Annotated in this window: 22 protein-coding genes; 8 read left to right on the plus strand and 14 right to left on the minus strand. The window is 40.6% G+C overall.

Translation table 11 applies throughout. The features are described 5' to 3' along the window. Positions 1-4: 4 nt before the first annotated feature. The 5 genes from rpsJ to hslR all read right to left on the minus strand — a co-directional run bounded on the left by rpsJ (position 5) and on the right by hslR (position 4,290). Complete coding sequence (gene rpsJ / locus L5B90_RS06175) at positions 5-316, minus strand: 30S ribosomal protein S10 (protein WP_001181005.1); 312 nt, start codon at positions 314-316, stop codon at positions 5-7. Between the two features lie 244 nt (positions 317-560). Next, positions 561-878 (minus strand): met regulon transcriptional regulator MetJ, encoded by a 318-nt coding sequence (gene metJ / locus L5B90_RS06180; protein WP_250351398.1) that lies wholly within the window; start codon positions 876-878, stop codon positions 561-563. Positions 879-1,065: 187 nt separating this feature from the next. Then, entirely contained in the window at positions 1,066-2,682 is a 1,617-nt protein-coding gene (gene pckA, locus L5B90_RS06185; protein WP_265762402.1) for a phosphoenolpyruvate carboxykinase (ATP), read from the minus strand. Positions 2,683-2,910: 228 nt separating this feature from the next. Then, positions 2,911-3,771 (minus strand): Hsp33 family molecular chaperone HslO, encoded by an 861-nt coding sequence (hslO, locus tag L5B90_RS06190; protein ID WP_265762403.1) that lies wholly within the window; start codon positions 3,769-3,771, stop codon positions 2,911-2,913. 105 nt (positions 3,772-3,876) lie between these two features. Then, entirely contained in the window at positions 3,877-4,290 is a 414-nt protein-coding gene (gene hslR, locus L5B90_RS06195; protein ID WP_250351395.1) for a ribosome-associated heat shock protein Hsp15, read from the minus strand. 135 nt (positions 4,291-4,425) lie between these two features. Between hslR and L5B90_RS06200 the strand changes: the two genes are divergently transcribed. The 8 genes from L5B90_RS06200 to L5B90_RS06235 all read left to right on the plus strand — a co-directional run bounded on the left by L5B90_RS06200 (position 4,426) and on the right by L5B90_RS06235 (position 12,383). Further along, complete coding sequence (locus L5B90_RS06200) at positions 4,426-6,450, plus strand: OPT family oligopeptide transporter (protein ID WP_265762404.1); 2,025 nt, start codon at positions 4,426-4,428, stop codon at positions 6,448-6,450. Between the two features lie 130 nt (positions 6,451-6,580). Then, positions 6,581-7,387: a 3'(2'),5'-bisphosphate nucleotidase CysQ gene (cysQ, locus tag L5B90_RS06205; RefSeq protein ID WP_265748355.1), complete on the plus strand. Its 807-nt coding sequence runs from the start codon at positions 6,581-6,583 to the stop codon at positions 7,385-7,387. Positions 7,388-7,457: 70 nt separating this feature from the next. Next, positions 7,458-8,951 carry a glucose-6-phosphate dehydrogenase gene (gene zwf / locus L5B90_RS06210; protein ID WP_250351393.1) on the plus strand — a complete coding sequence of 498 codons (1,494 nt, stop codon included), beginning with the start codon at positions 7,458-7,460 and terminating at the stop codon, positions 8,949-8,951. Positions 8,952-8,991: 40 nt separating this feature from the next. Beyond that, positions 8,992-9,690, plus strand: coding sequence for a 6-phosphogluconolactonase (gene pgl, locus L5B90_RS06215; RefSeq protein ID WP_250351392.1), 699 nt, complete (start codon positions 8,992-8,994; stop codon positions 9,688-9,690). A 49-nt stretch (positions 9,691-9,739) separates the two neighbouring features. Next, positions 9,740-10,174, plus strand: a complete 435-nt coding sequence (locus L5B90_RS06220; RefSeq protein WP_250363916.1) for a nucleotidyltransferase substrate binding protein — start codon at positions 9,740-9,742, stop codon at positions 10,172-10,174. Next, positions 10,167-10,478: a nucleotidyltransferase family protein gene (locus L5B90_RS06225; RefSeq protein ID WP_250351628.1), complete on the plus strand. Its 312-nt coding sequence runs from the start codon at positions 10,167-10,169 to the stop codon at positions 10,476-10,478. The genes L5B90_RS06220 and L5B90_RS06225 overlap by 8 nt, the downstream gene beginning before the upstream one ends. 46 nt (positions 10,479-10,524) lie before the next feature. Next, on the plus strand, positions 10,525-11,979 hold the full coding sequence (gnd, locus tag L5B90_RS06230) for a decarboxylating NADP(+)-dependent phosphogluconate dehydrogenase (RefSeq protein WP_250351390.1): 1,455 nt from the start codon (positions 10,525-10,527) through the stop codon (positions 11,977-11,979). 119 nt (positions 11,980-12,098) lie between these two features. Then, positions 12,099-12,383, plus strand: a complete 285-nt coding sequence (locus tag L5B90_RS06235) for a YfcZ/YiiS family protein (protein ID WP_265762405.1) — start codon at positions 12,099-12,101, stop codon at positions 12,381-12,383. Positions 12,384-12,544: 161 nt separating this feature from the next. Here L5B90_RS06235 and iolG read toward each other — a convergent pair whose 3' ends face one another. From iolG to L5B90_RS06280, 9 genes are all read right to left on the minus strand, one after another. Beyond that, positions 12,545-13,555, minus strand: coding sequence for an inositol 2-dehydrogenase (gene iolG, locus L5B90_RS06240; protein ID WP_250363914.1), 1,011 nt, complete (start codon positions 13,553-13,555; stop codon positions 12,545-12,547). A 1-nt stretch (position 13,556) separates the two neighbouring features. Then, positions 13,557-14,453: a myo-inosose-2 dehydratase gene (gene iolE / locus L5B90_RS06245; protein ID WP_250363913.1), complete on the minus strand. Its 897-nt coding sequence runs from the start codon at positions 14,451-14,453 to the stop codon at positions 13,557-13,559. A gap of 28 nt (positions 14,454-14,481) precedes the next feature. After that, on the minus strand, positions 14,482-16,422 hold the full coding sequence (gene iolD / locus L5B90_RS06250) for a 3D-(3,5/4)-trihydroxycyclohexane-1,2-dione acylhydrolase (decyclizing) (protein WP_250363912.1): 1,941 nt from the start codon (positions 16,420-16,422) through the stop codon (positions 14,482-14,484). 233 nt (positions 16,423-16,655) lie between these two features. Continuing rightward, on the minus strand, positions 16,656-18,653 hold the full coding sequence (gene tkt / locus L5B90_RS06255) for a transketolase (protein WP_265762406.1): 1,998 nt from the start codon (positions 18,651-18,653) through the stop codon (positions 16,656-16,658). A 168-nt stretch (positions 18,654-18,821) separates the two neighbouring features. Further along, entirely contained in the window at positions 18,822-19,499 is a 678-nt protein-coding gene (locus L5B90_RS06260; RefSeq protein WP_265762407.1) for a 3-keto-L-gulonate-6-phosphate decarboxylase UlaD, read from the minus strand. Positions 19,500-19,511: 12 nt separating this feature from the next. Continuing rightward, positions 19,512-20,207: an L-ribulose-5-phosphate 4-epimerase gene (gene araD / locus L5B90_RS06265; protein WP_250363909.1), complete on the minus strand. Its 696-nt coding sequence runs from the start codon at positions 20,205-20,207 to the stop codon at positions 19,512-19,514. Then, complete coding sequence (locus L5B90_RS06270) at positions 20,201-21,061, minus strand: L-ribulose-5-phosphate 3-epimerase (RefSeq protein ID WP_265762258.1); 861 nt, start codon at positions 21,059-21,061, stop codon at positions 20,201-20,203. The genes araD and L5B90_RS06270 overlap by 7 nt, the downstream gene beginning before the upstream one ends. Positions 21,062-21,107: 46 nt before the next feature. Then, positions 21,108-22,559: an FGGY-family carbohydrate kinase gene (locus L5B90_RS06275; protein WP_265762408.1), complete on the minus strand. Its 1,452-nt coding sequence runs from the start codon at positions 22,557-22,559 to the stop codon at positions 21,108-21,110. Between the two features lie 123 nt (positions 22,560-22,682). After that, a complete protein-coding gene (locus tag L5B90_RS06280; RefSeq protein WP_250351381.1) occupies positions 22,683-23,669 on the minus strand; it encodes a TRAP transporter substrate-binding protein in 987 nt (328 codons plus the stop codon). Positions 23,670-23,674 lie beyond the last annotated feature (5 nt).

Raw genomic sequence — 23,674 nt, forward strand, 5'->3', positions numbered from 1 at the left:
TTAATTAACCTAGGCTGATCTGCACGTCAACGCCGGCAGCCAAATCTAAACGCATTAATGCATCAACAGTTTTTTCTGTTGGTTCTACGATATCTACTAAACGTTTGTGAGTACGAATTTCGTATTGGTCACGTGCGTCTTTATTAACGTGTGGAGAAATCAACACGGTAAAACGTTCTTTACGCGTTGGTAAAGGAATTGGACCACGAACTTGTGCGCCAGTACGTTTAGCTGTTTCTACGATCTCCGCTGTAGATTGATCAATTAAACGATGATCAAATGCTTTTAAGCGGATACGGATTCTTTGGTTCTGCATTAGACCAGAGCTCCAATAATTTTTAGCTAAAATAAAACTGACACCATCACCTTTCATAAACTTCATTGAAAGGGAAGTGCAGTAACCTAATATTATAGTCCCCCAATCGGGGACATTTTATGTATTACAAAATCTGTAATACGCCTTTAATAAATGATTACATCAAAGGGCTTTCTAAGAAAGCGTGTGGATTATACTTAGCTCAAATAGGAATTGCAACCTATTTCTCAGTAAAATCTGAAATTTAGTATTCCCATTCTTCAGGCTTCAAGCCTAACTCACGCATCATTTTTTTCGCCTGCTCAGGTATCTCATCGTGGCGCTCTTTTAACAAATCGTCATCGGTTGGTAACGGCTGCCCTGTAAATGCGTGCAAAAATGCCTCACATAACAATTCACTATTTGTCGCGTGACGTAAATTTTTCAGCTGACGTCTTGTCCGCTCATTAGTCAAAATTTCCAACACTTTAATTGGAATAGACACCGTAATCTTCTTTACCTGCTCACTTTTCTTACCGTGTTCTGCATAAGGGCTAATATATTTACCATCCCAATTCACCATAATGACACCTTAAATCTCCACAAAAATTGTGTTTATTCTAATGAAAAATTGCTGAAATCACAATCTAGACATTAAGACTGCTAGATAGCTAGATGAATGATTAAAAATCCACAAAAAAACACCGCACTTTGATTTTTCTCCAAAATCATCAGTGCGGTGTAAATTTTAGCAAATTTTTGTTATGTAATTAGGCTTTTGGTCCCGCGTTGATCAATGCTTTCCCTTCTTCGTTTGTTGCATATTTTTCAAAGTTTTTCACAAAACGCCCCGCCAAATCTTCGGCTTTAGCTTGCCATTGTGCTTTATCTGCATAAGTATCACGCGGATCTAAAATGGCCGGATCGACACCCGGTAATGCGTTTGGAATGGCTAAGTTAAAGATTGGTAATTCAGACATTTCCGCATTATCAATAGCGCCATCTAAAATCGCATCAATAATGCCACGAGTATCTTTAATAGAGATACGTTTACCTGTGCCATTCCAGCCTGTGTTTACAAGATATGCTTCCGCCCCCGCAGCTTCCATACGTTTTACTAACACTTCTGCATATTGTGTTGGATGAAGTGATAAGAATGCCGCCCCAAAACACGCAGAGAATGTTGGAGTTGGTTCGGTAATACCACGTTCTGTCCCCGCTAATTTCGCTGTGAAACCAGATAAGAAGTAGTATTTGGTTTGCTCTGGTGTCAATTTTGCTACTGGTGGTAACACCCCGAAAGCATCAGCGGTTAAGAAAATCACTTTTTTCGCATGACCCGCTTTAGAAACGGGTTTTACAATGTTCTCAATATGATAGATTGGGTAAGAAACACGGGTGTTTTCTGTTTTTGAGCCGTCATCATAATCCACGGAGCCATCTGCTCTCACCACCACATTTTCTAATAAAGCATCACGCTTAATTGCACGATAAATATCTGGCTCACTTTCTTCCGATAATTTGATGGTTTTAGCATAGCAACCACCTTCATAGTTAAATACGCCATCATCGTCCCAACCGTGTTCATCATCACCGATCAATTGGCGTTTTGGATCGGTTGAAAGCGTGGTTTTCCCTGTACCAGATAAACCGAAGAAAATTGCCACATCACCTTCTTTGCCGACATTGGCAGAACAGTGCATTGAGGCGATACCTTTAAGTGGAAGGAAATAATTCATCATTGAGAACATTCCTTTTTTCATTTCACCGCCGTACCAAGTTCCACCAATTAGTTGAATGCCTTCTGTAATATTAAACGCCACAAAGTTTTCAGAATTTAAGCCTTGTTCTTTCCAATTTGGATTAGTCACTTTAGATCCATTCATTACCACAAAATCTGGTTTAAAGTTCGCTAATTCAGCAGCAGATGGGCGGATAAACATATTCGTTACAAAGTGGGCTTGCCACGCAACTTCAGTGATAATACGCACCGCTAAACGGGTATCTGGATTTGCCCCACAGAACGCATCCACCACAAACAGACGTTTGCTAGAAAGTTGTTTGGTGACTAATTCTTTTAAACTTTGCCAAGTGGCTTGATTCATTGGTTTGTTATCGTTTTTTGCCGCATCACTTGTCCACCATACGGTATCTTTGGTTTTTTCATCTAAAACAATATATTTATCTTTTGGCGAACGTCCGGTAAAAATCCCCGTATCTACAGCGACTGCCCCTGATTTCGTGATCGTACCTTTTTCAAATCCCTCTAGGCCTTCTTTGGTTTCTTCCTTGAATAATTGTTCATAGCTTGGGTTATAAACGACTTCTTTTACATCATAAATGCCTAACTCACCAAGTTCTTCAATTAATTTAGTTACATCTGTCATAATACACCTCAATTAAAAGTTAATATTTAAAATTAAAAGGAAAGTGTGGGCTATTTTATGCAAAGAAAATGAAAAAAAATGTTAGGTAGATCGCAAAATCAGAAAAAAACAGCTTACTCACTCAAAATAGTTAATTTTTATGACCTTAATCAAAAAATAAATTGAAAAATATGAGAAATAAAAAAGCACGAACCCAGTCCGTGCTTTCTTTGTTATTGTTTATGAGGGTTACTCTCGCAATTTCTCAATCGCTTCTTTATTAAAGAAATAATGCGTGCCGCAACATTCACATTGCATATCAATGCTACCATTATGCTCTGCAAGAATTTCATCAATTTCATTTTCTGGTAGTAAAAGCAATGCACTTCCTGAACGCTCTTGGGTGCAGCCACAGAAAAATTCCACATTTTGTGCGGGATAAATTTCTACGGTTTCTTCGTGATATAAACGATAAAGTAGCTCTTCGGCACTTAATCCAAAGATTTCATCATCTTTTACCGTCGCAGTCAGCGTAGCAAGATGCTCAAAATCCCCTTCTTCGCCCACGCCGTCAGGCATTACTTGCAACAACATTCCTGCTGCCACGGGTTCGCCATTCAATTCGCCCGTACGAATAATTAACTGCGTTTGTAACTGTTCAGAACGTACAAAATAATCTTCTAAACATTCCGTAATCGTCGGTTTATCTAAGCTAATCACACCTTGATAACGTTCCCCTTCAGTAGGCGTAATAGTGATGACTAACACCCCTTTACCAATCATTTCACTTAGTGTCATCTCATCACGTACTTCACCTTGTAAACGGGCTAATGCACGGATTTTTTGATCATCCGAACCATTCACTAAGGCTAAAGAAAGTGGTCCATCACCTTGAATTTGTACGGTAATACTGCCATTAAATTTTAATGTGGCGGTGAGTAAACTGGTTGCCACCATCATTTCACCCAGTAAGTTTTGCACCACTTTCGGATAATGATGGGTATTTAAGGTCTCTTTAAAACTTTGATTTAATCGTACCCATTCACCACGTACCGCTCGATGTTTAAATAAATAACGATAAAGTTTGTCGTTGTCAGCTTGATATGTCATATTGTCCTCAATAATACTTAAATAACGCCAAGTACAGATTAGATCAATGAGTTCATTAACTTGGCAATTTGCCTTTATATTGGGATCATTCTACAAATAACAAGGCTACTCTTGATATTTAAACTTAAGTAAATCTCGTCGCTCTTTTTTATTTGGTCGGCGTTCAGGGTTTGGCATAGAAAGGGCATTATTTTTGCGTGCAATAGCCCATTTTTCTCGTTTTTCAACACTCTGTGCGGTTTCTTGATATAACAATTGTGCTTCTGGCGCACCACGTCGCTGGGTGGAAAGGGCTAACACTTGCACTTCTTTTTCTTCATTGCCTTGACGTAATTTGATCAATGCGCCCACTTCGACGGTTTTATTCGGTTTAGTACGCTGATTATTGTAATGGACTTTACCGCCATCGATCATTTCTTTGGCGATGGTACGCGTCTTATAAAATCGAGCTGCCCAAAGCCATTTATCTAGACGAACTTCATCATTTTTATCCGCATTACGCACGTTTTGTTTTGCCATTTATTTCTCCTAATCAAGTGCGGTCATTTTTTATTGTATTTTATGCCATAACGGAAGATGAAAACAAAAAATTGATCTTATTAGATAAAATTGATATAGAATGAGATGTTTTTATTACAAAAATTGGGGAGAAATATGCAAACTTCGTATCACTCAGCGCCAAGTTTAAAAGAACTTACCTTCCGAGGAATGTTCTTAGGTGCGTTAATTACGGTGATTTTCACCGCATCAAATGTCTATTTAGGCTTAAAGGTGGGGCTAACTTTTGCTTCATCCATTCCTGCCGCTGTAATCTCTATGGCAGTATTAAAAATGTTTTCTGGGTCAACTATTCTAGAAAATAATATGGTACAAACCCAAGCCTCTGCCGCAGGTACACTCTCTTCGGTGATTTTTGTTATCCCGGGCTTATTAATGATGGGATATTGGCAAGATTTTCCATTCTGGCAAACCCTTTTAATTTGTGCATCAGGGGGAATTTTAGGGGTGATTTTCACTGTCCCGTTGCGTCAAGTGATGGTGGCTAAAAGTGATTTACCTTATCCTGAAGGGGTTGCTGCGGCGGAAATTCTTAAAGCAGGAAATCACCAAGAAGGAGAAAATGATACAGGTATCAAAGAAATTGCGACTGGGGGCATTATTGCTGCAATAGTCAGTTTTGCAACAAATGGCTTGCGCATTATTGCTGATGGGGCAAGTTTATGGTTTAAAGGTGGTAATGCGGTTTTCCAAGTACCGATGGGGTTTTCTTTCGCTTTATTAGGCGCCGGTTATTTAGTCGGTATTGTCGGTGGTATTGCAATTTTAATCGGTATTTTTCTCACTTGGGGAATTGCTGTTCCCTATTTCACTAGCACATCATCAATGCCTGCTGATGGCGAGATGATTAGCTATGCAATGGGTATTTGGAAAAGTAAAGTGCGTTTTATTGGTGTAGGTACCATTGGTATTGCAGCGATTTGGACTTTACTTGTCTTAATGAAGCCTATGATCCAAGGAATGGCACAATCTTTCCGAGCATTAAAAGATCCATCAGCACAAAGTAGTGATCGTACTCAGTTAGATTTATCCCCTAAATCAATGATCTATATCACGATTACATCTGTTGCATTAATTATGGTTGCATTACACCATTTTATCGCAGAAGCGCCGATTGCGACTGAGTATGCCTTCTTATTTGTTATTGTATGTACGCTATTAGCAGTATTTATTGGTTTCTTCGTTGCTGCAGCCTGTGGATATATGGCTGGTCTTGTCGGATCATCATCTAGCCCAATTTCAGGAATTGGAATCATTTCTGTGGTACTTATTTCCTTAACCTTACTCGCATTAGGTAAATTCACAGGGCTTATTGAAAGCACAGAAGGAATGAAATTTTTAACCGCACTGACTATTTTTTCTGGTTCTATTGTGGTTACCACAGCGGCAATCTCAAATGACAACTTACAAGATTTAAAAACAGGGCTATTAGTTGAAGCCACACCTTGGCGTCAGCAAGTCGCACTGATTATCGGTTGTGTTGTTGGTGCATTAGTTATTGCCCCAGTATTAGAAATTCTTTATCACGCTTATGGCTTTACGGGAGCATTACCACGCGCTGATATGGATCCTTCTCAAGCACTTTCAGCGCCACAAGCAACCTTAATGACTACCATTGCAACAGGTATTTTTTCTAGCAATTTAGAATGGTCTTATATCTTTATGGGGATTGGATTAGGTTTAGTCCTCATTATGCTTGATCTTCTATTGAAAAAAGCAAGCCATAATCGTTTTGCGTTACCTGCACTTGCCGTGGGAATGGGGATTTATTTACCACCTGTTGTAAATATGCCAATTGTCATTGGTGCGGTACTAGCTTGGTTTATTAATCGCCATTTAACCGCTTATGCCCATCGTAATGGTAAAAATGTGGAAGAAGTGAAGAAAAAAGCCGATCGCTACGGTACGCTATTTGCCGCAGGCTTAATCGTTGGGGAAAGTTTAATTGGCGTTATCCTTGCCTTCATTATTGCTGCCTCCGTGACTTCTGGTGGCTCAGATGCACCATTAGCACTTTCGCTGGAAAACTGGGATAGCACAGCAGAATGGCTTGGTTTCGCGGTCTTTATCGCGGGTATCGTGATTTATGCATTACGTGTACTTCGGGCGAAAAAAGGATAAGCGATAATCTGTTTCAATTTATCTCTATTTGTTAATTAAGGGCAAGATAATACTTGCCCTTTTTTCTTTTTATCCCCTTTGCTATACTCATTTCATTATCTGGATCTGGTTCATCTTTTGGGAGGCGGTTTTGTTATTTGATTCTTCTTTATTACAATCGGTACTAATGATCGCAGAACAAGCGGGCCATCACCTCAATCGGTTTTACAACAAAAATCTTACTTCATACATAAAAGCGGATAATACCCCAGTTACAGAAGCAGATCTTTTTGTCAGTCAATTTTTAATGGAAAAGCTTCGCGCCCTTACCCCTGCTTATCCCGTCTTATCAGAAGAATATTGTAAAATCCCTTTTCACGAAAGACAGCAATGGCAAACCTATTGGCTTGTTGATCCCTTAGATGGCACGCAACAATTTATCAATCGCACAGGGCATTTTTCAGTATTAATTGCCTTGGTACATCATCATCGCCCTGTGCTAGGTGTGATTCATTGCCCGCAAACCAAACAAACCTATTACGCCGCACAGGGCTTAGGCGCCTATAAAAAAACAACTCAAAAAACCACCGCACTTAACAGACAACCGGTTAATTTATCACAGCCCATTCGTATTGTTGTGGGATCGCATTCTGCGAAAAAGAAAGTGCGGTCAATTTTGCAACCAAATTTTAATTACCATTTTGAGATTATTGGCTCAAGTGGCATAAAAAGCGTAAAAGTTGCAGAAGGGGCGGCAGATTGTTATATTCGATTAGGCGAAACAGGGGAATGGGATACCGCAGCAGCTGAAATTATTTTAGCTGAAATGGGCGGTAAAATTTTTGATCGCCATTTCCAGCCACTCACTTACAATCAGCGTGAAAGCTTAGTAAACCCTGATTTTGTTATGGTGGCAGACGCACAATTAAACTGGCACAACATCTTTCAATTTAATTAATGAGAACTATTGGTAATTTGCCGAGTTTGCGCATATTATTACCACTCTTTTAAAAATGGATAGCAATCATATGACAAACCACAACGCAGAAAAAAACTGTATCGTGATTTTTGGGGCATCAGGTGATTTAACGCACCGTAAATTAATCCCTGCACTTTACAACTTATACAAACTCGGGCGTTTAGCGGAAGATTTCTCCGTGCTAGGCGTAGCAAGAACAGAAATGACGGATGAGCAATTCCGCACAAAAATGCGTCAAGCCTTAATCAAGACAGAAAAAGCGGAAGGCGAAATACTTGAGCAATTTTGCAGCCATCTGTATTACCAAACAATCAATACCTCTGATGCCAAAGATTACGCCAAACTCGTGCCTCGCTTAACCGAATTGCACGAAAAATATCACACTGAAGGCAACACACTTTATTATATGTCCACACCACCAAGCCTGTACGGCGTGATTCCTGAATGTCTTGCGGCACACGGGTTAAATACCGAAGACTATGGCTGGAAGCGTTTAATTGTGGAAAAACCCTTTGGCTATGATATTAAAACTGCCAAAACACTTGATATTCAAATTCATCGCTTTTTTGAAGAACATCAAATCTATCGTATCGACCATTATCTTGGCAAAGAAACCGTTCAAAACTTATTAGTATTACGTTTTTCTAATGGTCTATTTGAGCCGTTATGGAACCGTAATTTCATTGATTATATTGAAATTACTGGGGCTGAACAGCTTGGTGTAGAAGAACGTGGAGGATATTACGATGGCTCTGGCGCAATGCGTGATATGTTCCAAAATCACCTATTACAAGTGCTTGCGATGGTTGCAATGGAACCGCCCGCCATTATTAACGCGGATTCAATGCGTGATGAAGTGGCAAAAGTATTGCATTGCCTACACCCATTAAGTGAAGAAGATGTGAAAAATAATCTCGTGCTAGGGCAATATACTCGTGGCGTTATTGACGGTAAAGAGGTTAAGGGCTACCTTGAAGAAAAAGGCGTACCACCGGATTCTAATACTGAAACTTATATGGCATTACGTTGTGAAATTGATAACTGGCGTTGGGCTGGCGTGCCGTTTTATATCCGTACAGGAAAACGCTTACCAACCCGCGTAACTGAAGTGGTTATTCATTTTAAAACGACGCCACACCCAGTATTTAGCCAAAATGCCCCTGAAAATAAACTGATTATTCGTATTCAGCCTGATGAAGGTATTTCAATGCGTTTTGGTTTGAAAAAGCCGGGCGCAGGTTTTGAAGCAAAAGAAGTCTCAATGGATTTCCGCTATGCGGATCTTGCTCAACCAAGCTTATTAAGTGCTTATGATCGTTTATTACTGGACGCAATGAAAGGCGATGCCACCTTGTTTGCGCGTACTGATGCCGTACACGCCTGTTGGAAATTTGTGCAACCTATTTTAGATTACAAAGCCGCTCGTGGACGTATTTATGACTATGAAGCCGGCACTTGGGGGCCAAAGGAAGCCGATAAACTGATTGCACGCACAGGACGAGTTTGGCGTAAACCAAGTGGGCTGATGAAGAAAAAAGTATAATATCTTTCCCTCAATGATTGAGAGGAAATGGGAGAACACAATGAACACCGTTATTTTTGATAATGCGCAATGTGCGGTAGAAAAAATTGCTGAAGAATTAAAGCAATATAGTCTTGCAGGACGCCCTGTGCATATTTCTCTTTCAGGTGGCAGCACGCCAAAACTTTTGTTCAAAACCTTGGCAACAGCACCGTATAACCAAGCTATCCAATGGCAAAACTTGCATTTTTGGTGGGGCGATGATCGTATGGTTGCGCCTTCTGATCCTGAAAGCAATTATGGCGAAGTGCAAAAATTATTGTTCGATCATATTGCGATTCCAGCAGAAAATATTCACCGCATTCGTGGTGAAGCCCCTGTGGAGCAGGAACTCTCACGCTTCCAAAATGAACTTGCAGAAGTCGTGCCAAACGGCGAGTTTGATTGGATTATTTTGGGTATGGGGGCAGACGGGCATACCGCTTCATTATTCCCACATCAAACCAATTTTGATGACGAGAGTTTAGCAGTGATTGCCAAACATCCAGAAACAGGGCAAGTGCGAATTTCCAAAACCGCCAAATTGCTTGAGCAAGCCAAACGCATTACCTATTTGGTAACAGGGGGAGCTAAAGCGGAAATTTTAAAAGAAATTCAAAGCACGCCAGCCGAAAATCTGCCTTACCCCGCCGCGAAAATCAAGGCGAAAAATGGCGTAACGGAGTGGTATTTGGATAAAGAGGCAGCAAAGTTGTTGTAATAAAATAAAAGTGCGGTGATTTTTTAGCAAATTTTTATTGGGAAAATAAATGGAGCAACTGGATCTCTCAGCCTTAGAAAAGGCGTTTAATTCACTTGAAATGACCTTAGCCAAATTGGCGGATAAGCAATGGTTTACAGCACAAGAAAATATTGTGCAAGATACCCTTATCGCTGGTTGCATTCAAAAATTTGAATTCGTTTATGAGTTAAGCATCAAAATGATGAAACGCCAATTAAAACTGATTGCAGAAGCCCCCGATGAAATTGACAGTGCAGATTTCCGTGATATTTTGCGTTTGAGTGCAAAAGCAGGCTTAATTGAGCAAGTGGAAGATTGGTTGCTCTATCGCAAAATGCGCAACATCACCTCGCATACTTACGATCAAAATAAGGCGCAACAAGTTTATGAACAAATGATCGGTTTTTTAGCTTCCGCCAAGAACTTGCTCAACCAATTACAGCAGCGTAATAATGATGATTGATATTCAACCCCAACATCTTGAAATTGTAGAAAAAATACTCCGCACTTACTTGAGCGAGTATGAAGTGCGTGCCTTTGGCTCAAGGGTAAAAGGCACAGCACATCCCTTTTCAGATCTCGATTTAGTGGTAATGACAACACAGCCCCTTTCCTTAAGAACGCTGTGTAAAGTAGAAAACGCTTTTTCAGAAAGCGATTTACCTTGGCAAGTGGATCTTGTGGATTGGGCAGCAACATCATCAGAATTTCAGCAGATTATTTTGCAGAAATCTGTGGTTATTCAACAACAGATTTCATCAACCTAGCCTTTCATAAAGGCAGCAACTGATTATAACGAAACAGGAGAAAGTTATGAGTCAAAAAGGCGATATCGGCGTTATCGGTTTAGCGGTAATGGGACAAAACTTAATTTTAAATATGAATGACCACGGCTTTAAAGTGGTGGCGTATAACCGTACTACCTCAAAAGTGGACGAATTTTTAGAAGGCGCGGCAAAAGGCACAAATATTATTGGCGCTTACTCGCTAGAAGATTTGGCGAGCAAATTAGAAAAACCGCGCAAAGTGATGTTAATGGTACGTGCAGGTGAAGTGGTTGATCAATTTATCAATGCCTTACTACCTCACTTAGAAGAAGGCGACATCATTATTGACGGGGGAAACTCAAACTACCCAGACACTAACCGCCGCGTGAAAGAATTAGCAGAAAAAGGCATTCGTTTTGTCGGTGCTGGTGTCTCTGGCGGTGAAGAAGGTGCGCGCCACGGGCCATCTATTATGCCCGGTGGTAATGCTGAAGCTTGGCCTTATGTAAAACCTATTTTGCAAGCGATTTCCGCCAAAACAGATAAAGGCGAACCTTGCTGTGATTGGGTTGGGCAAGAAGGCGCTGGACATTTCGTCAAAATGGTACATAACGGCATTGAATACGGTGATATGCAATTAATTTGTGAAGCTTACCAATTCTTAAAAGATGGCTTAGGCTTAAGCTATGAAGAAATGCAACAGATTTTTGCTGAATGGAAAAAAACAGAACTAGATAGCTACCTGATCGACATCACCACCGATATTCTTGGCTATAAAGATAGTGATGGTGAGCCATTAGTTGAAAAAATTCTGGATACCGCGGGACAAAAAGGAACGGGTAAATGGACAGGAATTAACGCTCTTGATTTCGGTATTCCACTCACCTTGATTACAGAATCTGTGTTTGCACGCTGCGTTTCTTCCTTTAAAGATCAACGTATTGCCGCTTCCAAATTGTTTAACAAAACCATTCAGCCTGTGGAAGGAGATAAACAGATTTGGATTGAAGCGGTGCGTAAAGCGTTACTTGCCTCAAAAATTATCTCTTATGCACAAGGCTTTATGTTAATCCGCGAAGCCTCTGAAAACTTCGGCTGGAATATTAACTATGGTGCAACCGCATTATTATGGCGTGAAGGCTGTATCATTCGTAGCCGTTTCTTAGGAAATATCCGTGATGCTTATGAAGCAAACCCAGATTTAATTTTCTTAGGATCAGATCCATACTTTAAAAACATCCTAGAAAATGCCTTAAGTGATTGGCGTAAAGTGGTGGCAAAATCCATTGAGGTGGGTATTCCAATGCCGTGTATGGCAAGTGCGATCACCTTCTTAGATGGCTACACTTCAGCAAATTTACCAGCCAACCTACTTCAAGCACAACGTGATTACTTCGGCGCACATACTTATGAACGTAAAGATAAAGCACGTGGTGAATTTTTCCATACTAACTGGACAGGACGTGGTGGTAATACCGCATCAACCACTTATGATGTGTAAATGATTAAAGAGCGATGAGATAACTCATCGCTTTTTTGCATAAAAATAAAGTGCGGTATAAAATTTCAATATTTTTAAACCGCATTTATCATATAAAAATTAAAAATAGGAGTCATAAAATGAAAAAAGAGAATCCCGTAGAATGCGTTGGCTGTAATACCTTTGATGTCGGAACAATTATTGATAACAGTAATTGCACTAGCCATCTTGAACGTGTTTATGCCAGCAAAGAAGAAGCCGAACAGGCTTTAACCGAATTCACAGCCAAAGCGCGAAGTGCAGAAACTGAGCCTTGCCAAATTAAGGCAGAAATTACCCCAGTTAAAAATGGCTTTTTACTCAGCGCAGATTTTACCTTTAGCTGCCAAGCTGAATCCCTTATTTTTGAATTGGGGTTACGTTAATCAAACAAATCACAATGTAAAACAAGGTAGTGTTGATAACCATAATAAACGATATTGCGTATAGTCATATCGCTGAGTTGTTAAATGTTTTGGAATACACATACATCTTGTTTACCCATAAAAAATGAGAGCTGTTTGGCTCTCATTTGTTTTCAATCCTTTTAAGCAATGTCACTCAACTTAACAGGTCGCCCTTCATCTAAAGATTTTTTTGCTGCAAGGGCAATAAGTACGGGTTGCAAACCATCGTTACCATTGACTAATGTGGGTTTATCATTCACCACTGAATCCACAAAACATACCATTTCATCGGCAAAAGATTGCATATAGCGCTCTAAAAAAAAGTATTTTGGTTTTTCTGAGATAATGCCTGTTTCGCAAGAATATACTGCAGTAGAATCTGTATCATTACGCGTTTGTACTGCACCTTTTGACCCAAATACTTCCGCACGTTGATCATAACCATAAACGGCTTTACGACTATTATCAATTATGCCAATTGCGCCGTTAGCTAATTTCAAGGTGATCACAGCAGTATCAATATCACCAGCCTCACCAATAGCTGGATCAACAAGTACACTACCTGTCGCATAAACTTCTATGACTTCACTGCCAGATAAATAGCGGATCATATCAAAATCGTGAATTGTCATATCAAAGAACATTCCTCCCGATACTTTAACATATTCTATCGGCGGTGCAGCTGGATCCCTTGAGGTAATACGAATTAAATGAGGCTCACCAATATCACCTGCAATTACACGTTGTTTTATTGCTTTGAAGTTATGATCAAAACGACGGTTAAATCCCACTTGGAATTTCACCCCAGCTTTTTCCACTTCGTTAAGCACTTCTTGAATGCGCTCCACATTCGCATCAATTGGTTTTTCACAAAAAATATGCTTACCAGCCCGCGCTGCTTCGATAGAAATTGGGGCGTGGGTGTTGGTTGAAGAACAAACTAGCACAGCATCAATTTCAGGATCTTGCAGAATCTTTTGGTAATCATCATAAACATTTGGAATACTTATTTCTTTCGCCCATTGCTGAAGTTCATCTGTGACACGAATATCTGAAATCGCTTTAATTTCTGCCCCTTTAACATATTTACTAATGCTTTCAGAATGCACGCGGCCAATACGGCCAGCACCAATAATACCTACTTTAATCATATTAAACTCCTGCTACCTCTTTAATATATTTACGACCTTTCACCGCATATTCAAATGGATTAGCAACAGCAGGATCTTGTTCTGCTTCTACCACCATCCAGCCTTTGTAATTATGTCTATCTAAGATTTCAAAGATAGGTTTAAAATCAATCACGCCATCACCTGGTACGGTAAATGTTCCTTTTTTCACGCCTTCTAAAAAACTAAGATTTTTCAACCGCACTTCATTAACCACTTCATCACGAACATCTTTCAAATGAACGTGAATAATGCGATCGATATATTTCTCTAGGACATCAAGCATCGCGTGTTGAGAACCTTCAGAGTAGTACAAATGACCAGAATCAAATAAAAGATAGACATCATCATTTACTACGGACATATAACGATCAATTTCTTCTGGCGTTTGGATCCCTGTTCCCATATGGTGATGTAAACACACTCGCATTCCTTTTTCTGCAGCTAATTTAGCTAATTCATTGTACCCCTCAGCTAATAACTGCCATTCTGCATCCGTAAAAACCGTTTTCTCATTAAAAATTGATTTCGGTAAGCCTTGAATGCTGCGACTTTGTTCGGAACAGCCAATTACTTTCGCTCCCATTGCGTGTAAAAAATCACGATGTTTAATAAAATCTTGTAGAGTCTGCTCTTTTTTTCCATCCACAAAGAAAGTACTAAACCACGCGTTACAAATTTGTATGCCACGAACACTGAGCTTATGCTTCAATACGTCCACATCGCGCGGGTATTTATTTCCTACTTCACACCCTGTATAACCAGCCAACGCCATTTCACTCACACATTGCTCAAAAGTATTCTCTGCGCCTAATTCAGGTAAGTCATCGTTTGTCCAACCAATAGGTGCAATCCCCAATCTTACATTTTCAGCTTTCATAATTTTTCCTTCTTAAACAATGAAATAATTAATAACGTCTTGCTTCATTTATGCGTTTTACTGCATTTTCATAAGCCTGTTGAATTCGTTCTTTTTCGGAAACTTCTGCGACGCCAACGTGCCACCAACTGCCGTACGAATGCAACATTGTTTTCGGTAGTACTTTCACATCAATTAAGGTAGAGACAGATTGTTTTTGTGCATCATACAAGGCTTCGATCAGTTCTTCTTCTGTCGTTACACGGTAGGTTTTACAACCATAAGAAGCCGCATTCATAGCAAAATCAACGGGAACAAAACCGCCATTGAGCTTATTTGTTTCCGCATTTCTAAAACGAAATTCTGTCGCAAAGCTATCCATACCGTGTCCAATTTGAAGATTGTTAATACAGCCATTGGTCATATTATCAAACAAGACTACATTAACTTTCTTGCCTTCTTGAATAGAAGTCACCAATTCAGAATGAAGCATCATATAAGAACCATCACCTAACAACGCATAAACTTCTCGTTGTGGCTGTGCTAATTTCACCCCAAGAGCAGCATTTACCTCATAGCCCATACAAGAATAACCATATTCCAAATGATAAGTATTAACACCTTTAGATTGCCATACTCGTTGTAAATCACCAGGTAAACTACCTGCCGCTCCAACAATCACATCATTATCCCCTAATGTTTCATTCAAAATACCCAGTACACGGCTTTGGGTTAAATGAGAATCAGTAAGCCTAATAAATTCTTCAAATACTTCTGTACGATTTAAATTATCATCTACTTCTGGGATAAAATTATTTTCGTTATAAGATAGGTGGTAAAGACGCTCCAATTCTTGTTCAAACTGTTGCTTAGCTTGAGAAATTGCTTCCCCCCACGCACTTTGATAGCCTGTTGATGCGAGAAGTGCGGTCAATTTTTCTAACGTTTCTTTTGCATCCGCGGTGATTTGTACACCATCTAATTTATAAGCATCAAAACGAGCAATATTGATGTTAAGGTATTTCACTTCAGGGTGTTGGAAAATCCATTTTGAAGAAGTGGTAAAATCTGTATATCTTGTCCCAATACCAATAATTAGATCCGCTTCTTTGGCAAGTAAATTAGCAGATAAACACCCCGTTTCCCCCACCCCGCCAACATTCAAATAATGGGAAGAAATCACCGCACTTTTTCCTGCTTGCGTCTCGGCAAAGGGGATATTATAAATTTCAGCAAAGGCTTTTAATTGTTCTGCTGCCTCTGAATAACGTACTCCACCACCACAAATAATAAGTGGTTTTTTCTTTGATTGAATTAATGCCAATGCATCTTGTAACATTGGTTCTGTTGGTAATGTACGCTCAATACGATGAATACGTTTTGTTAGGAATGCCTCTGGAAAATCATAAGCCTCCCCCTGTACATCTTGTGGCAAAGCAATCGTTACTGCCCCCGTTTCCGCTGGATCTGTCAGTACGCGCATTGCATTAATACAGGCTGTCATTAGTTGCTCTGGACGATTTACACGATCCCAATATTTACTCACCGCTCGAAAAGCATCATTCGTGCTAATACTTAAATCATAAGGTTGCTCAATTTGTTGCAACACTGGATCTGGCTGACGTGTCGCAAATACATCGCCCGGTAATAAAAGTAAAGGGATACGGTTGGCTGTTGCAGTTGCAGCAGCAGTAATCATATTCGCAGCACCTGGCCCAACTGAAGATGTACACGCATAGATTTGTTTACGTAATTTCTGTTTAGCAAAACCGATAGCAACGTGTGCCATTCCTTGTTCATTACGTCCTTGTCTAACGATTAAATCGCCTGAATTTTGCTCAAGCGCTTGTCCTAATCCCAGCACATTTCCGTGTCCAAAGATCCCAAAGATACCCTCAATAAACTTCGTCACTTTGCCATCAAATTCAACATACTGATTATCTAAGAATTTTATTAAGGCTTGCGCAACTGTCAGTCTAACTGTTTTCATCTTTCTCTCCTCGTTACCCTAAGACTTATTCAGGCACTATATAATCACACTTTCATTTCAAATAAAATAAAAATGAAAAATAAATTTCATTTTTGTGGCAGGGATCAAATTTTGAGAGAAAAGATTTGAAAAATATAACAAGAACTCAGGATAATTCAGAGACTTTATACACAAACAAAAAAACCTTGAGTCGAAACTCAAGGTTTTTACCAAAATAACAGTGCGGTCAAAAATTATAGAATTTCTTTCGCTTTTGCGATGACATTTTCTACGGTGAAGCCAAACAGTTTGAATAATTCACCCGCTGGTGCTGATTCGCCAAAGGTGTTCATTCCCACGATTCGTCCACCAAAACCAACGTATTTATACCAAAATTCGCTAATGCCTGCTTCAATCGCAACACGTTTGGTCACGTTACTTGGCAACACGCTTTCACGGTATGCGTCATCTTGTTTGTCAAACACGTTGGTTGAAGGCATTGAAACCACACGCACGTTTTTACCTTCTTGACGAAGTTGCTCTGCAGCTTTTACGGCTAATTCAACTTCTGAACCAGTTGCAATGAAGATTAAATCTGGCGTACCTTCGCTATCTGTTAAAATATAACCACCACGTGCGACATTGGCTAATTGTGCTGGGGTTCTGTCCATTTGAGTTAAATTTTGACGGCTGAAAATCATCGCGCTCGGGCCATCTTTACGCTCAATGGCGGATTTCCACGCGACTGCTGATTCCACTTGGTCGCACGGACGCCACGTTTCTAAATTTGGGATTAAACGTAATGTCGCGGTTTGTTCTACTGGCTGGTGAGTTGGGCCATCTTCACCTAAACCAATGGAGTCGTGAGTATAAACAAATAACGCACGTTGTTTCATTAATGCTGCCATTCTTACGGCATTATGCGCATATTCCATAAACATTAAGAACGTTGCACCATAAGGAATGAAGCCACCGTGTAAGGCAATTCCATTCATAATGGCAGACATACCGAATTCACGCACGCCGTAGTTGAGGTAATTACCATCTTGGTTTGCTGTTGCACGAATTGGGCGTGAACCTGACCATAAGGTTAAGTTAGATCCCGCTAAATCCGCTGAACCGCCTAACAATTCTGGCAATAATGGGGCATAAGCTTCAATGGCGTTCTGTGAGGCTTTACGGCTCGCAATGCTGGCAGGATTTGCTTGTAACTTTTCAATGAATGCTTGGCTTTCGGTTGCCCAATTCGCCGGTAATTCCCCGCTTAAGCGACGTTCAAGCTCAGCACTTAATTCAGGATAAGCTTGGCGATAGGCTGTCCATTTTTCATTCCACGCCTGTTCTGCTTGCTGACCTTTTTCTTTCGCATCCCATTGGGCATAAATTTCTGCTGGAATGTCAAACGGTGCGTAGTTCCATCCTAAATTTTTACGGGTTAAGGCGATTTCTTCCTCACCTAATGGCGCACCGTGACTGTCGTGTGAACCGGCTTTGTTTGGTGAGCCATAACCAATGGTTGTTTTACAGATAATCAAAGTTGGGCGATGTTTCTCTGCTTGCGCTTGTTTAATTGCTTCAGCAATGGCTTCGGGATTATGCCCGTCAATTTGACCAATAACTTGCCAATTATAGGCTTCAAAACGTTGTTTTGTGTTATCGGTGAACCAACCGTCTACTTCGCCATCAATGGAAATATTGTTGTCATCATAGAAAGCAATTAATTTGCCTAAGCCTAAGGTTCCCGCTAATGAACACGCCTCATGTGAAATCCCTTCCATTAAACAGCCATCACCCAAAAAGGCGTAAGTGTAGTGGTTGATAATTTCGTGGTCTGGGCGGTTAAATTGGGCAGCAAGGGTTTTCTCTGCAATCGCCATACCTACCGCATTGGTAATACCCTGACCTAATGGCCCAGTGGTGGTCTCTACGCCCGGTGCATAGCCATATTCAGGGTGTCCCGGAGTTTTGGAATGTAATTGACGGAATTGTTGAAGGTCGGAAATAGATAAATCATAACCAGTAAGGTGTAATAAGCTATAAATAAGCATTGAGCCGTGACCATTTGATAACACAAATCTATCGCGGTTTGACCATTTAGGATTGGTTGGGTTATGTACTAAAAAATCACGCCATAATACTTCTGCAATATCCGCCATTCCCATTGGCGCCCCTGGATGCCCTGATTTGGCTTTTTGCACGGCATCCATACTTAAAAAACGAATGGCATTGGCTAATTCTTTTCGATTCGACATTTTTGTTCTCCTAGTTATCAAATGTAAAAACTGAATTCTGGTTATTCTACCCGATTTATTGTGAAAAAATAGCAATTAATTTGATTAGTATTTATAAGCGTTATGCCTAATGAATAAAAGATACCAAACATCATCGTTTGGTATCTGATAAGAGACTGAAAGAACGCATTACGACCAGTAACGATCTATTTCAGTTAATATTGCGCTCGCCGTTGCTTGTCCGCTATCCCCAACTAATGCTCTGCCTGCAATAAAGGCTTTCACGTTTTTAATCTCTTTAAATAAATGAATATCTTGTGGAACAATGCCTCCTGTAATAGAAAGCGAAAAACCAAGTTCAGAAAGTTGTTTCATCAAGTGAAGATCCGTCTCTGTCCACCCTTTCCCTGCTAATTCAGCATCTCTAGAACGGTGATAAATCGCCTGCGTTACACCGAGATCTAACCATTGTTTTGCATCATCAAGTGTCCAGTTACCATACAATTCAATTTGGATTTCTTTTTTTACTTTCAGATCGGGGTGGGCTTTATTAAAGGCGTCTGCAACTTGCTGACAACTTGCTTTGGTTGCTGGATGTGCTGCCGCCGAAACTGTCAGCCAATCAGCGCCGGCATCAAAGGCCATTTGCGCGAGAATTGCGCCACCATCGGTTGTTTTTAGATCACAGACAATAATATGTTCAGGATAAAGTGCGGTCAAAATTTTGACTGATTTCATTCCTTCTGCACAAGCTAAAATCGTCCCGACTTCAATCACATCAACAAAAGGGGCAGTCTGTTTAGCATCCACTAATCCTTTTTCAAGAGTTAATGAATCTAATGCAATTTGTAATAACGGTTTTGCCATTATTGCCTCCTTTTACTGCCCATAATACGCATTTTTGCCGTGTTTACGCAAATAATGTTTATCCAATAACACGGGTTGCATTGAGGTTAAATTTGCATTTAACTGATGGCTAAATAAATTCATATAGCCAATTTCTTCTAACACAACTGCGTTATGCACCGCATTTTCTGCATCGCTTCCCCACGCAAAAGGTCCGTGTGAATGGACTAATACGGCTGGCACATCTTTCGCATTAATCTTGCGCTGGCGGAAGGTTTCCACAATCACATTGCCGGTTTCAAGCTCGTAATTCCCGTTAATTTCTTCGTCAGTCATTTTTCGCGTACAAGGAATGCTGCCATAAAAATAATCCGCGTGGGTTGTGCCGGCGGCAATTAAATCTAACCCAGCTTGCGCCCAAATGGTGGCGTGCCGTGAGTGGGTATGTACGATTCCACCAATATCAGGAAATTGACGATACAGGGCTAGATGAGTTGGGGTATCTGAAGACGGTTTTTTATTTCCCCACACGCGTTCCCCTGTATGCACATCGACAATCACAATATCCTCTGCCGTCATCTTGTCATAGTCCACCCCTGATGGCTTAATGGCGACCAGCCCTGAAGTGCGGTCTATTTCGCTGACATTTCCCCACGTAAAGGTCACCAAATGATGTTTTGGTAGGGCAAGATTGGCGTGTAACACTTTTTCGCGTAATTCGGCTAGCATTGGAATCCTCCTTGTTGCATTTGTTGTTCAATAAAACGGCGTGCGTTGATGATTTCTTCAATCGGTTCATCAGCTTTTTCTGTCCACATTTCAATGAGAAACGCCCCGCGATAATTTAGCTCGGCAAGGGTTTTAAAGCAGGTGACAAAATCTACGTAGCCTTTGCCAAAGGGGACATCGCGGAATTGCCCTTTGCAGGTTTCGGTAACTTTATAGGTGTCTTTCAAATGAATCGCGGAAATTTTGTCGATGCCTAATTGTAATTCCTCGACCACATTATCATTCCACGCAGAAAGATTGCCGAGGTCAGGATAGACAGTAAACCAAGGGGAGCGAATGAGGTTATCCCATTTTTTCCAGCGGGTAATGGAACTCATAAAGGGGGTATCCATAATTTCCATTGCAAGTGTGACTTGATTGCTTGCCGCTAACTCAACCGCCCATTCCATTCCTTGTTGAAAGCGTGCTAACGTGCTTTCGTCTTGTTCTTCGTAATACACATCATAACCCGCTAATTGAATGGTGCGGATACCCACATCTACCGCCAACTGAATGGCTTTTTCCATAATCTCATAGGCTTTTTGGCGAATGGTTTCATCGTGGCTGCCAAAAGGAAAGCGGCGATGGGCTGAAAGGCACATTGAGGGAATGGTTACGCCCGTATTGATAATGGCTTGCACCAGTTCAAGGCGTTGTGCCTTGCTCCAATCTAATCGGCTCAATCGTTCATCTGTTTCATCAATGGAGATTTCGACAAAATCAAAGCCACAGGCTTTGGCGATGGAAAGTCTATCTTGCCAGCTGATGTTTTTGGGTAGGGCTTTTTCATAAATGCCGAGTTTGTGTTTTCTCATTGTTTCGTCCTAATAAAAAGTCATAAAATTTCAACCGCACTTTTGTTTACAGCAAGGCTTGTAATGCGGAAACAAACTGTTGATAACGCTGATATTTTTTCTGATAAATTGCAAAGTTTTGCGAATTAGGTATAAAGCATTGTTGTTTGGTCGTCATTGACATTGTATGCCCTCGCGTGCCTTCCATTGCCATCATTGCCGCGCCAAGACAGCCTGTTTCTTCAATCTCAGGGACTTCAATTTTCATTCCCGTGAGATCAGCGAGCATTTGCATCCATACTTGGGATTTTGCAGGACCACCTGTAATACGCAACACTTGTGGATTAGGGAATCGTTGCAACATACGATCAAGGTGATATTTCATACTAAATAGCACACCTTCATAAATCGCTTGGAATAAATGCATTTTGTTGTGATGAGCTTGAATACCATAAAACCCTGATTTCATACCAAGCCCTGCATTTGAACCATATAAAAATGGCACAAAAAGCACCGCACTTTCACTGACGGGTAATGCGGCAACGCCATCATTGATGGTTTGATAACTCAGATTGCCCCATTCTTTTACAAACCATTCAAGATTGCCCGCTGAAGTGGGGCTAGCTTCGTGAATAATAAATTTGCCTTTTTGTGCATAACGTCCATACACGAAGGGAATGTGTTGAGTATCATCAATATGATCTGTCACGCCACTCACAACAGACCAAGTCCCTAACACGATATTTAATTTTGTTTCATCATCTAATCCCGCACAAAGCGCCGTAGAAACCACATCAAACAATCCCCCTACAACGGGCGTACCTTGGGCTAAGCCAGTGAGTTTGGCGGCTTCGGCATTGACGTAGCCGGCGATTTGATTGGCTTTGACAATTGGGGGCAGTTTTTCGGTGATGTGTTCTAATCCAAGCATTTCCGCTAACTGAGGATCATAGTGTTGCGTCTGCATATTGTATAAATTGGATTCTGAAATATTGGTTTCTTCACAAGCCAATTCCCCCGTTAAACAAAAACGCAGGTAATCGTGCGACATCAAGATTGCCCCGATATTGTGATAACGCTCAGGTTCATAATCTTTAAGCCAGCGTAAGATCGAAACAGGATGTCCGGTCCATAATGTCTGCCGTGTGTGGGGATATAATTTTTCAGGAATCCCAGCTTGTTGCCATTGCCGTACAATTTCTAATGCGCGTTGATCTGAGGAAAGAATGGCTCGTCCAAGCGGGGCATTTTGTTGATCAAGTAAAAAAACACCTTTACCTTGAGCAGAAATGCCAACCCCTTTAATATGTGTCGGGCAGATCTCACTTTGCGTAATGGTCTTTTTGATGACGTTAGCACAAACTTGCCATAAATGCGTCATATCACGCTCCGCATAGCCGGCTTGCTCACTAATGACTGGCACATTTTCTCGTATGCAGGCAAACATTTTTCCCTTTGCATCAAATAATGCGGCTTTGATAAAGGTACCACCGCAATCAATGCCTAAATAGTAATCCATTCTTTCTACTCCAAACTGCAATTCATCAGGCAACCTCTTTTATTCTTCAATCAAAAAGTGGCGGTGTTCTATACAAAATGCGTAAAAATTACACCGCACTTTCTCTAATGATTGACCGATGAATTATTGTGCTAACGCATCAATTTCTTTTACTAAGGTATCGCCGTGTTTATCAATAAACGATTTGCGTACGTCCGCTTCAATCACTGTTTTAAATGGGGTGGTATCGACTTTTTCAATCACTTCTACCCCTGCTTTGCGTAAATTCGCGATAATCTCTTGTTCATTTTTTACATTGAGATCACGCTGATATTGCCCCGCTTCTTTTGCCGCAGAAACAATCGCTTGTTGTAATGCTGGGCTAAGCCCATCAAATTTGGCTTTGTTCATCACAACAATTAATGGCGTATAACCGTGATTGGTTTGGCTTAAATATTTTTGTACTTCATACAATTTTGCTGACCAGAAAATGCCAATGGGATGTTCTTGTGCATCCACCGCACGGGTTTCAAGTGCGGTATAAAGCTCTGAAAGTGGCATTGGAACGGGGTTTGCACCTAATAGGCTAAAGGCTTGAATATACATTGGGTTTTGGTTTGTACGCACTTTCAATCCTTTAATATCTTCAGGTTTAGTTACGGGGTGTTTAGAATTAGAAAAGGCACGGAATCCGACGTCCCAAAATGCTAAGCCTTTTAATCCTTGCGCTTCAAGATCTTTCAATAACCCTTGTCCAATCTCACCATCTAGCACTTTATACACGTGTTCACGATCTTTAAAAATAAACGGAATATCAATCACATTTAATTTCGGTTCTAACCCAGTGAAATTTGGTGAACCAGACATTTCAATATCAATAGTGCCGCCGCGTACTGCACTAATCATCGTTTGTGCATTGCCTAAGGTGCTATCTGGAAATAAGCTGAGCTTTAATTCTCCTTTGGTTTTTTCTTTTAACAATTCATTAAATTTTTTCGCGGCAATGTGTTGTGTATCACTACGAGGAGCTTCATAACCAAAACGTAATGTGGTTGCCGCATTAGCGGTTGAAGCTAGCATAAACGCACTAGTTACTAAGGTTGCTAAGGTTTTTAGATTGAATAGTTTCATAGTTC

This window comes from Avibacterium sp. 20-129 (genome assembly GCF_026226845.1).
Lineage (GTDB): Bacteria > Pseudomonadota > Gammaproteobacteria > Enterobacterales > Pasteurellaceae > Avibacterium.

Excerpts from the sequence above, each read along its gene's own strand:
- rpsJ (WP_001181005.1), bottom strand. The coding sequence starts at position 316 with ATGCAGAACCAAAGAATCCGTATCCGCTTAAAAGCATTTGATCATCGT.
- metJ (WP_250351398.1), bottom strand. The coding sequence starts at position 878 with ATGGTGAATTGGGATGGTAAATATATTAGCCCTTATGCAGAACACGGT.
- pckA (WP_265762402.1), bottom strand. The coding sequence starts at position 2,682 with ATGACAGATGTAACTAAATTAATTGAAGAACTTGGTGAGTTAGGCATT.
- hslO (WP_265762403.1), bottom strand. The coding sequence starts at position 3,771 with ATGACATATCAAGCTGACAACGACAAACTTTATCGTTATTTATTTAAA.
- hslR (WP_250351395.1), bottom strand. The coding sequence starts at position 4,290 with ATGGCAAAACAAAACGTGCGTAATGCGGATAAAAATGATGAAGTTCGT.
- L5B90_RS06200 (WP_265762404.1), top strand. The coding sequence starts at position 4,426 with ATGCAAACTTCGTATCACTCAGCGCCAAGTTTAAAAGAACTTACCTTC.
- zwf (WP_250351393.1), top strand. The coding sequence starts at position 7,458 with ATGACAAACCACAACGCAGAAAAAAACTGTATCGTGATTTTTGGGGCA.
- pgl (WP_250351392.1), top strand. The coding sequence starts at position 8,992 with ATGAACACCGTTATTTTTGATAATGCGCAATGTGCGGTAGAAAAAATT.
- L5B90_RS06220 (WP_250363916.1), top strand. The coding sequence starts at position 9,740 with ATGGAGCAACTGGATCTCTCAGCCTTAGAAAAGGCGTTTAATTCACTT.
- L5B90_RS06225 (WP_250351628.1), top strand. The coding sequence starts at position 10,167 with ATGATTGATATTCAACCCCAACATCTTGAAATTGTAGAAAAAATACTC.
- gnd (WP_250351390.1), top strand. The coding sequence starts at position 10,525 with ATGAGTCAAAAAGGCGATATCGGCGTTATCGGTTTAGCGGTAATGGGA.
- L5B90_RS06235 (WP_265762405.1), top strand. The coding sequence starts at position 12,099 with ATGAAAAAAGAGAATCCCGTAGAATGCGTTGGCTGTAATACCTTTGAT.
- iolG (WP_250363914.1), bottom strand. The coding sequence starts at position 13,555 with ATGATTAAAGTAGGTATTATTGGTGCTGGCCGTATTGGCCGCGTGCAT.
- iolE (WP_250363913.1), bottom strand. The coding sequence starts at position 14,453 with ATGAAAGCTGAAAATGTAAGATTGGGGATTGCACCTATTGGTTGGACA.
- iolD (WP_250363912.1), bottom strand. The coding sequence starts at position 16,422 with ATGAAAACAGTTAGACTGACAGTTGCGCAAGCCTTAATAAAATTCTTA.
- tkt (WP_265762406.1), bottom strand. The coding sequence starts at position 18,653 with ATGTCGAATCGAAAAGAATTAGCCAATGCCATTCGTTTTTTAAGTATG.
- L5B90_RS06260 (WP_265762407.1), bottom strand. The coding sequence starts at position 19,499 with ATGGCAAAACCGTTATTACAAATTGCATTAGATTCATTAACTCTTGAA.
- araD (WP_250363909.1), bottom strand. The coding sequence starts at position 20,207 with ATGCTAGCCGAATTACGCGAAAAAGTGTTACACGCCAATCTTGCCCTA.
- L5B90_RS06270 (WP_265762258.1), bottom strand. The coding sequence starts at position 21,061 with ATGAGAAAACACAAACTCGGCATTTATGAAAAAGCCCTACCCAAAAAC.
- L5B90_RS06275 (WP_265762408.1), bottom strand. The coding sequence starts at position 22,559 with ATGGATTACTATTTAGGCATTGATTGCGGTGGTACCTTTATCAAAGCC.
- L5B90_RS06280 (WP_250351381.1), bottom strand. The coding sequence starts at position 23,669 with ATGAAACTATTCAATCTAAAAACCTTAGCAACCTTAGTAACTAGTGCG.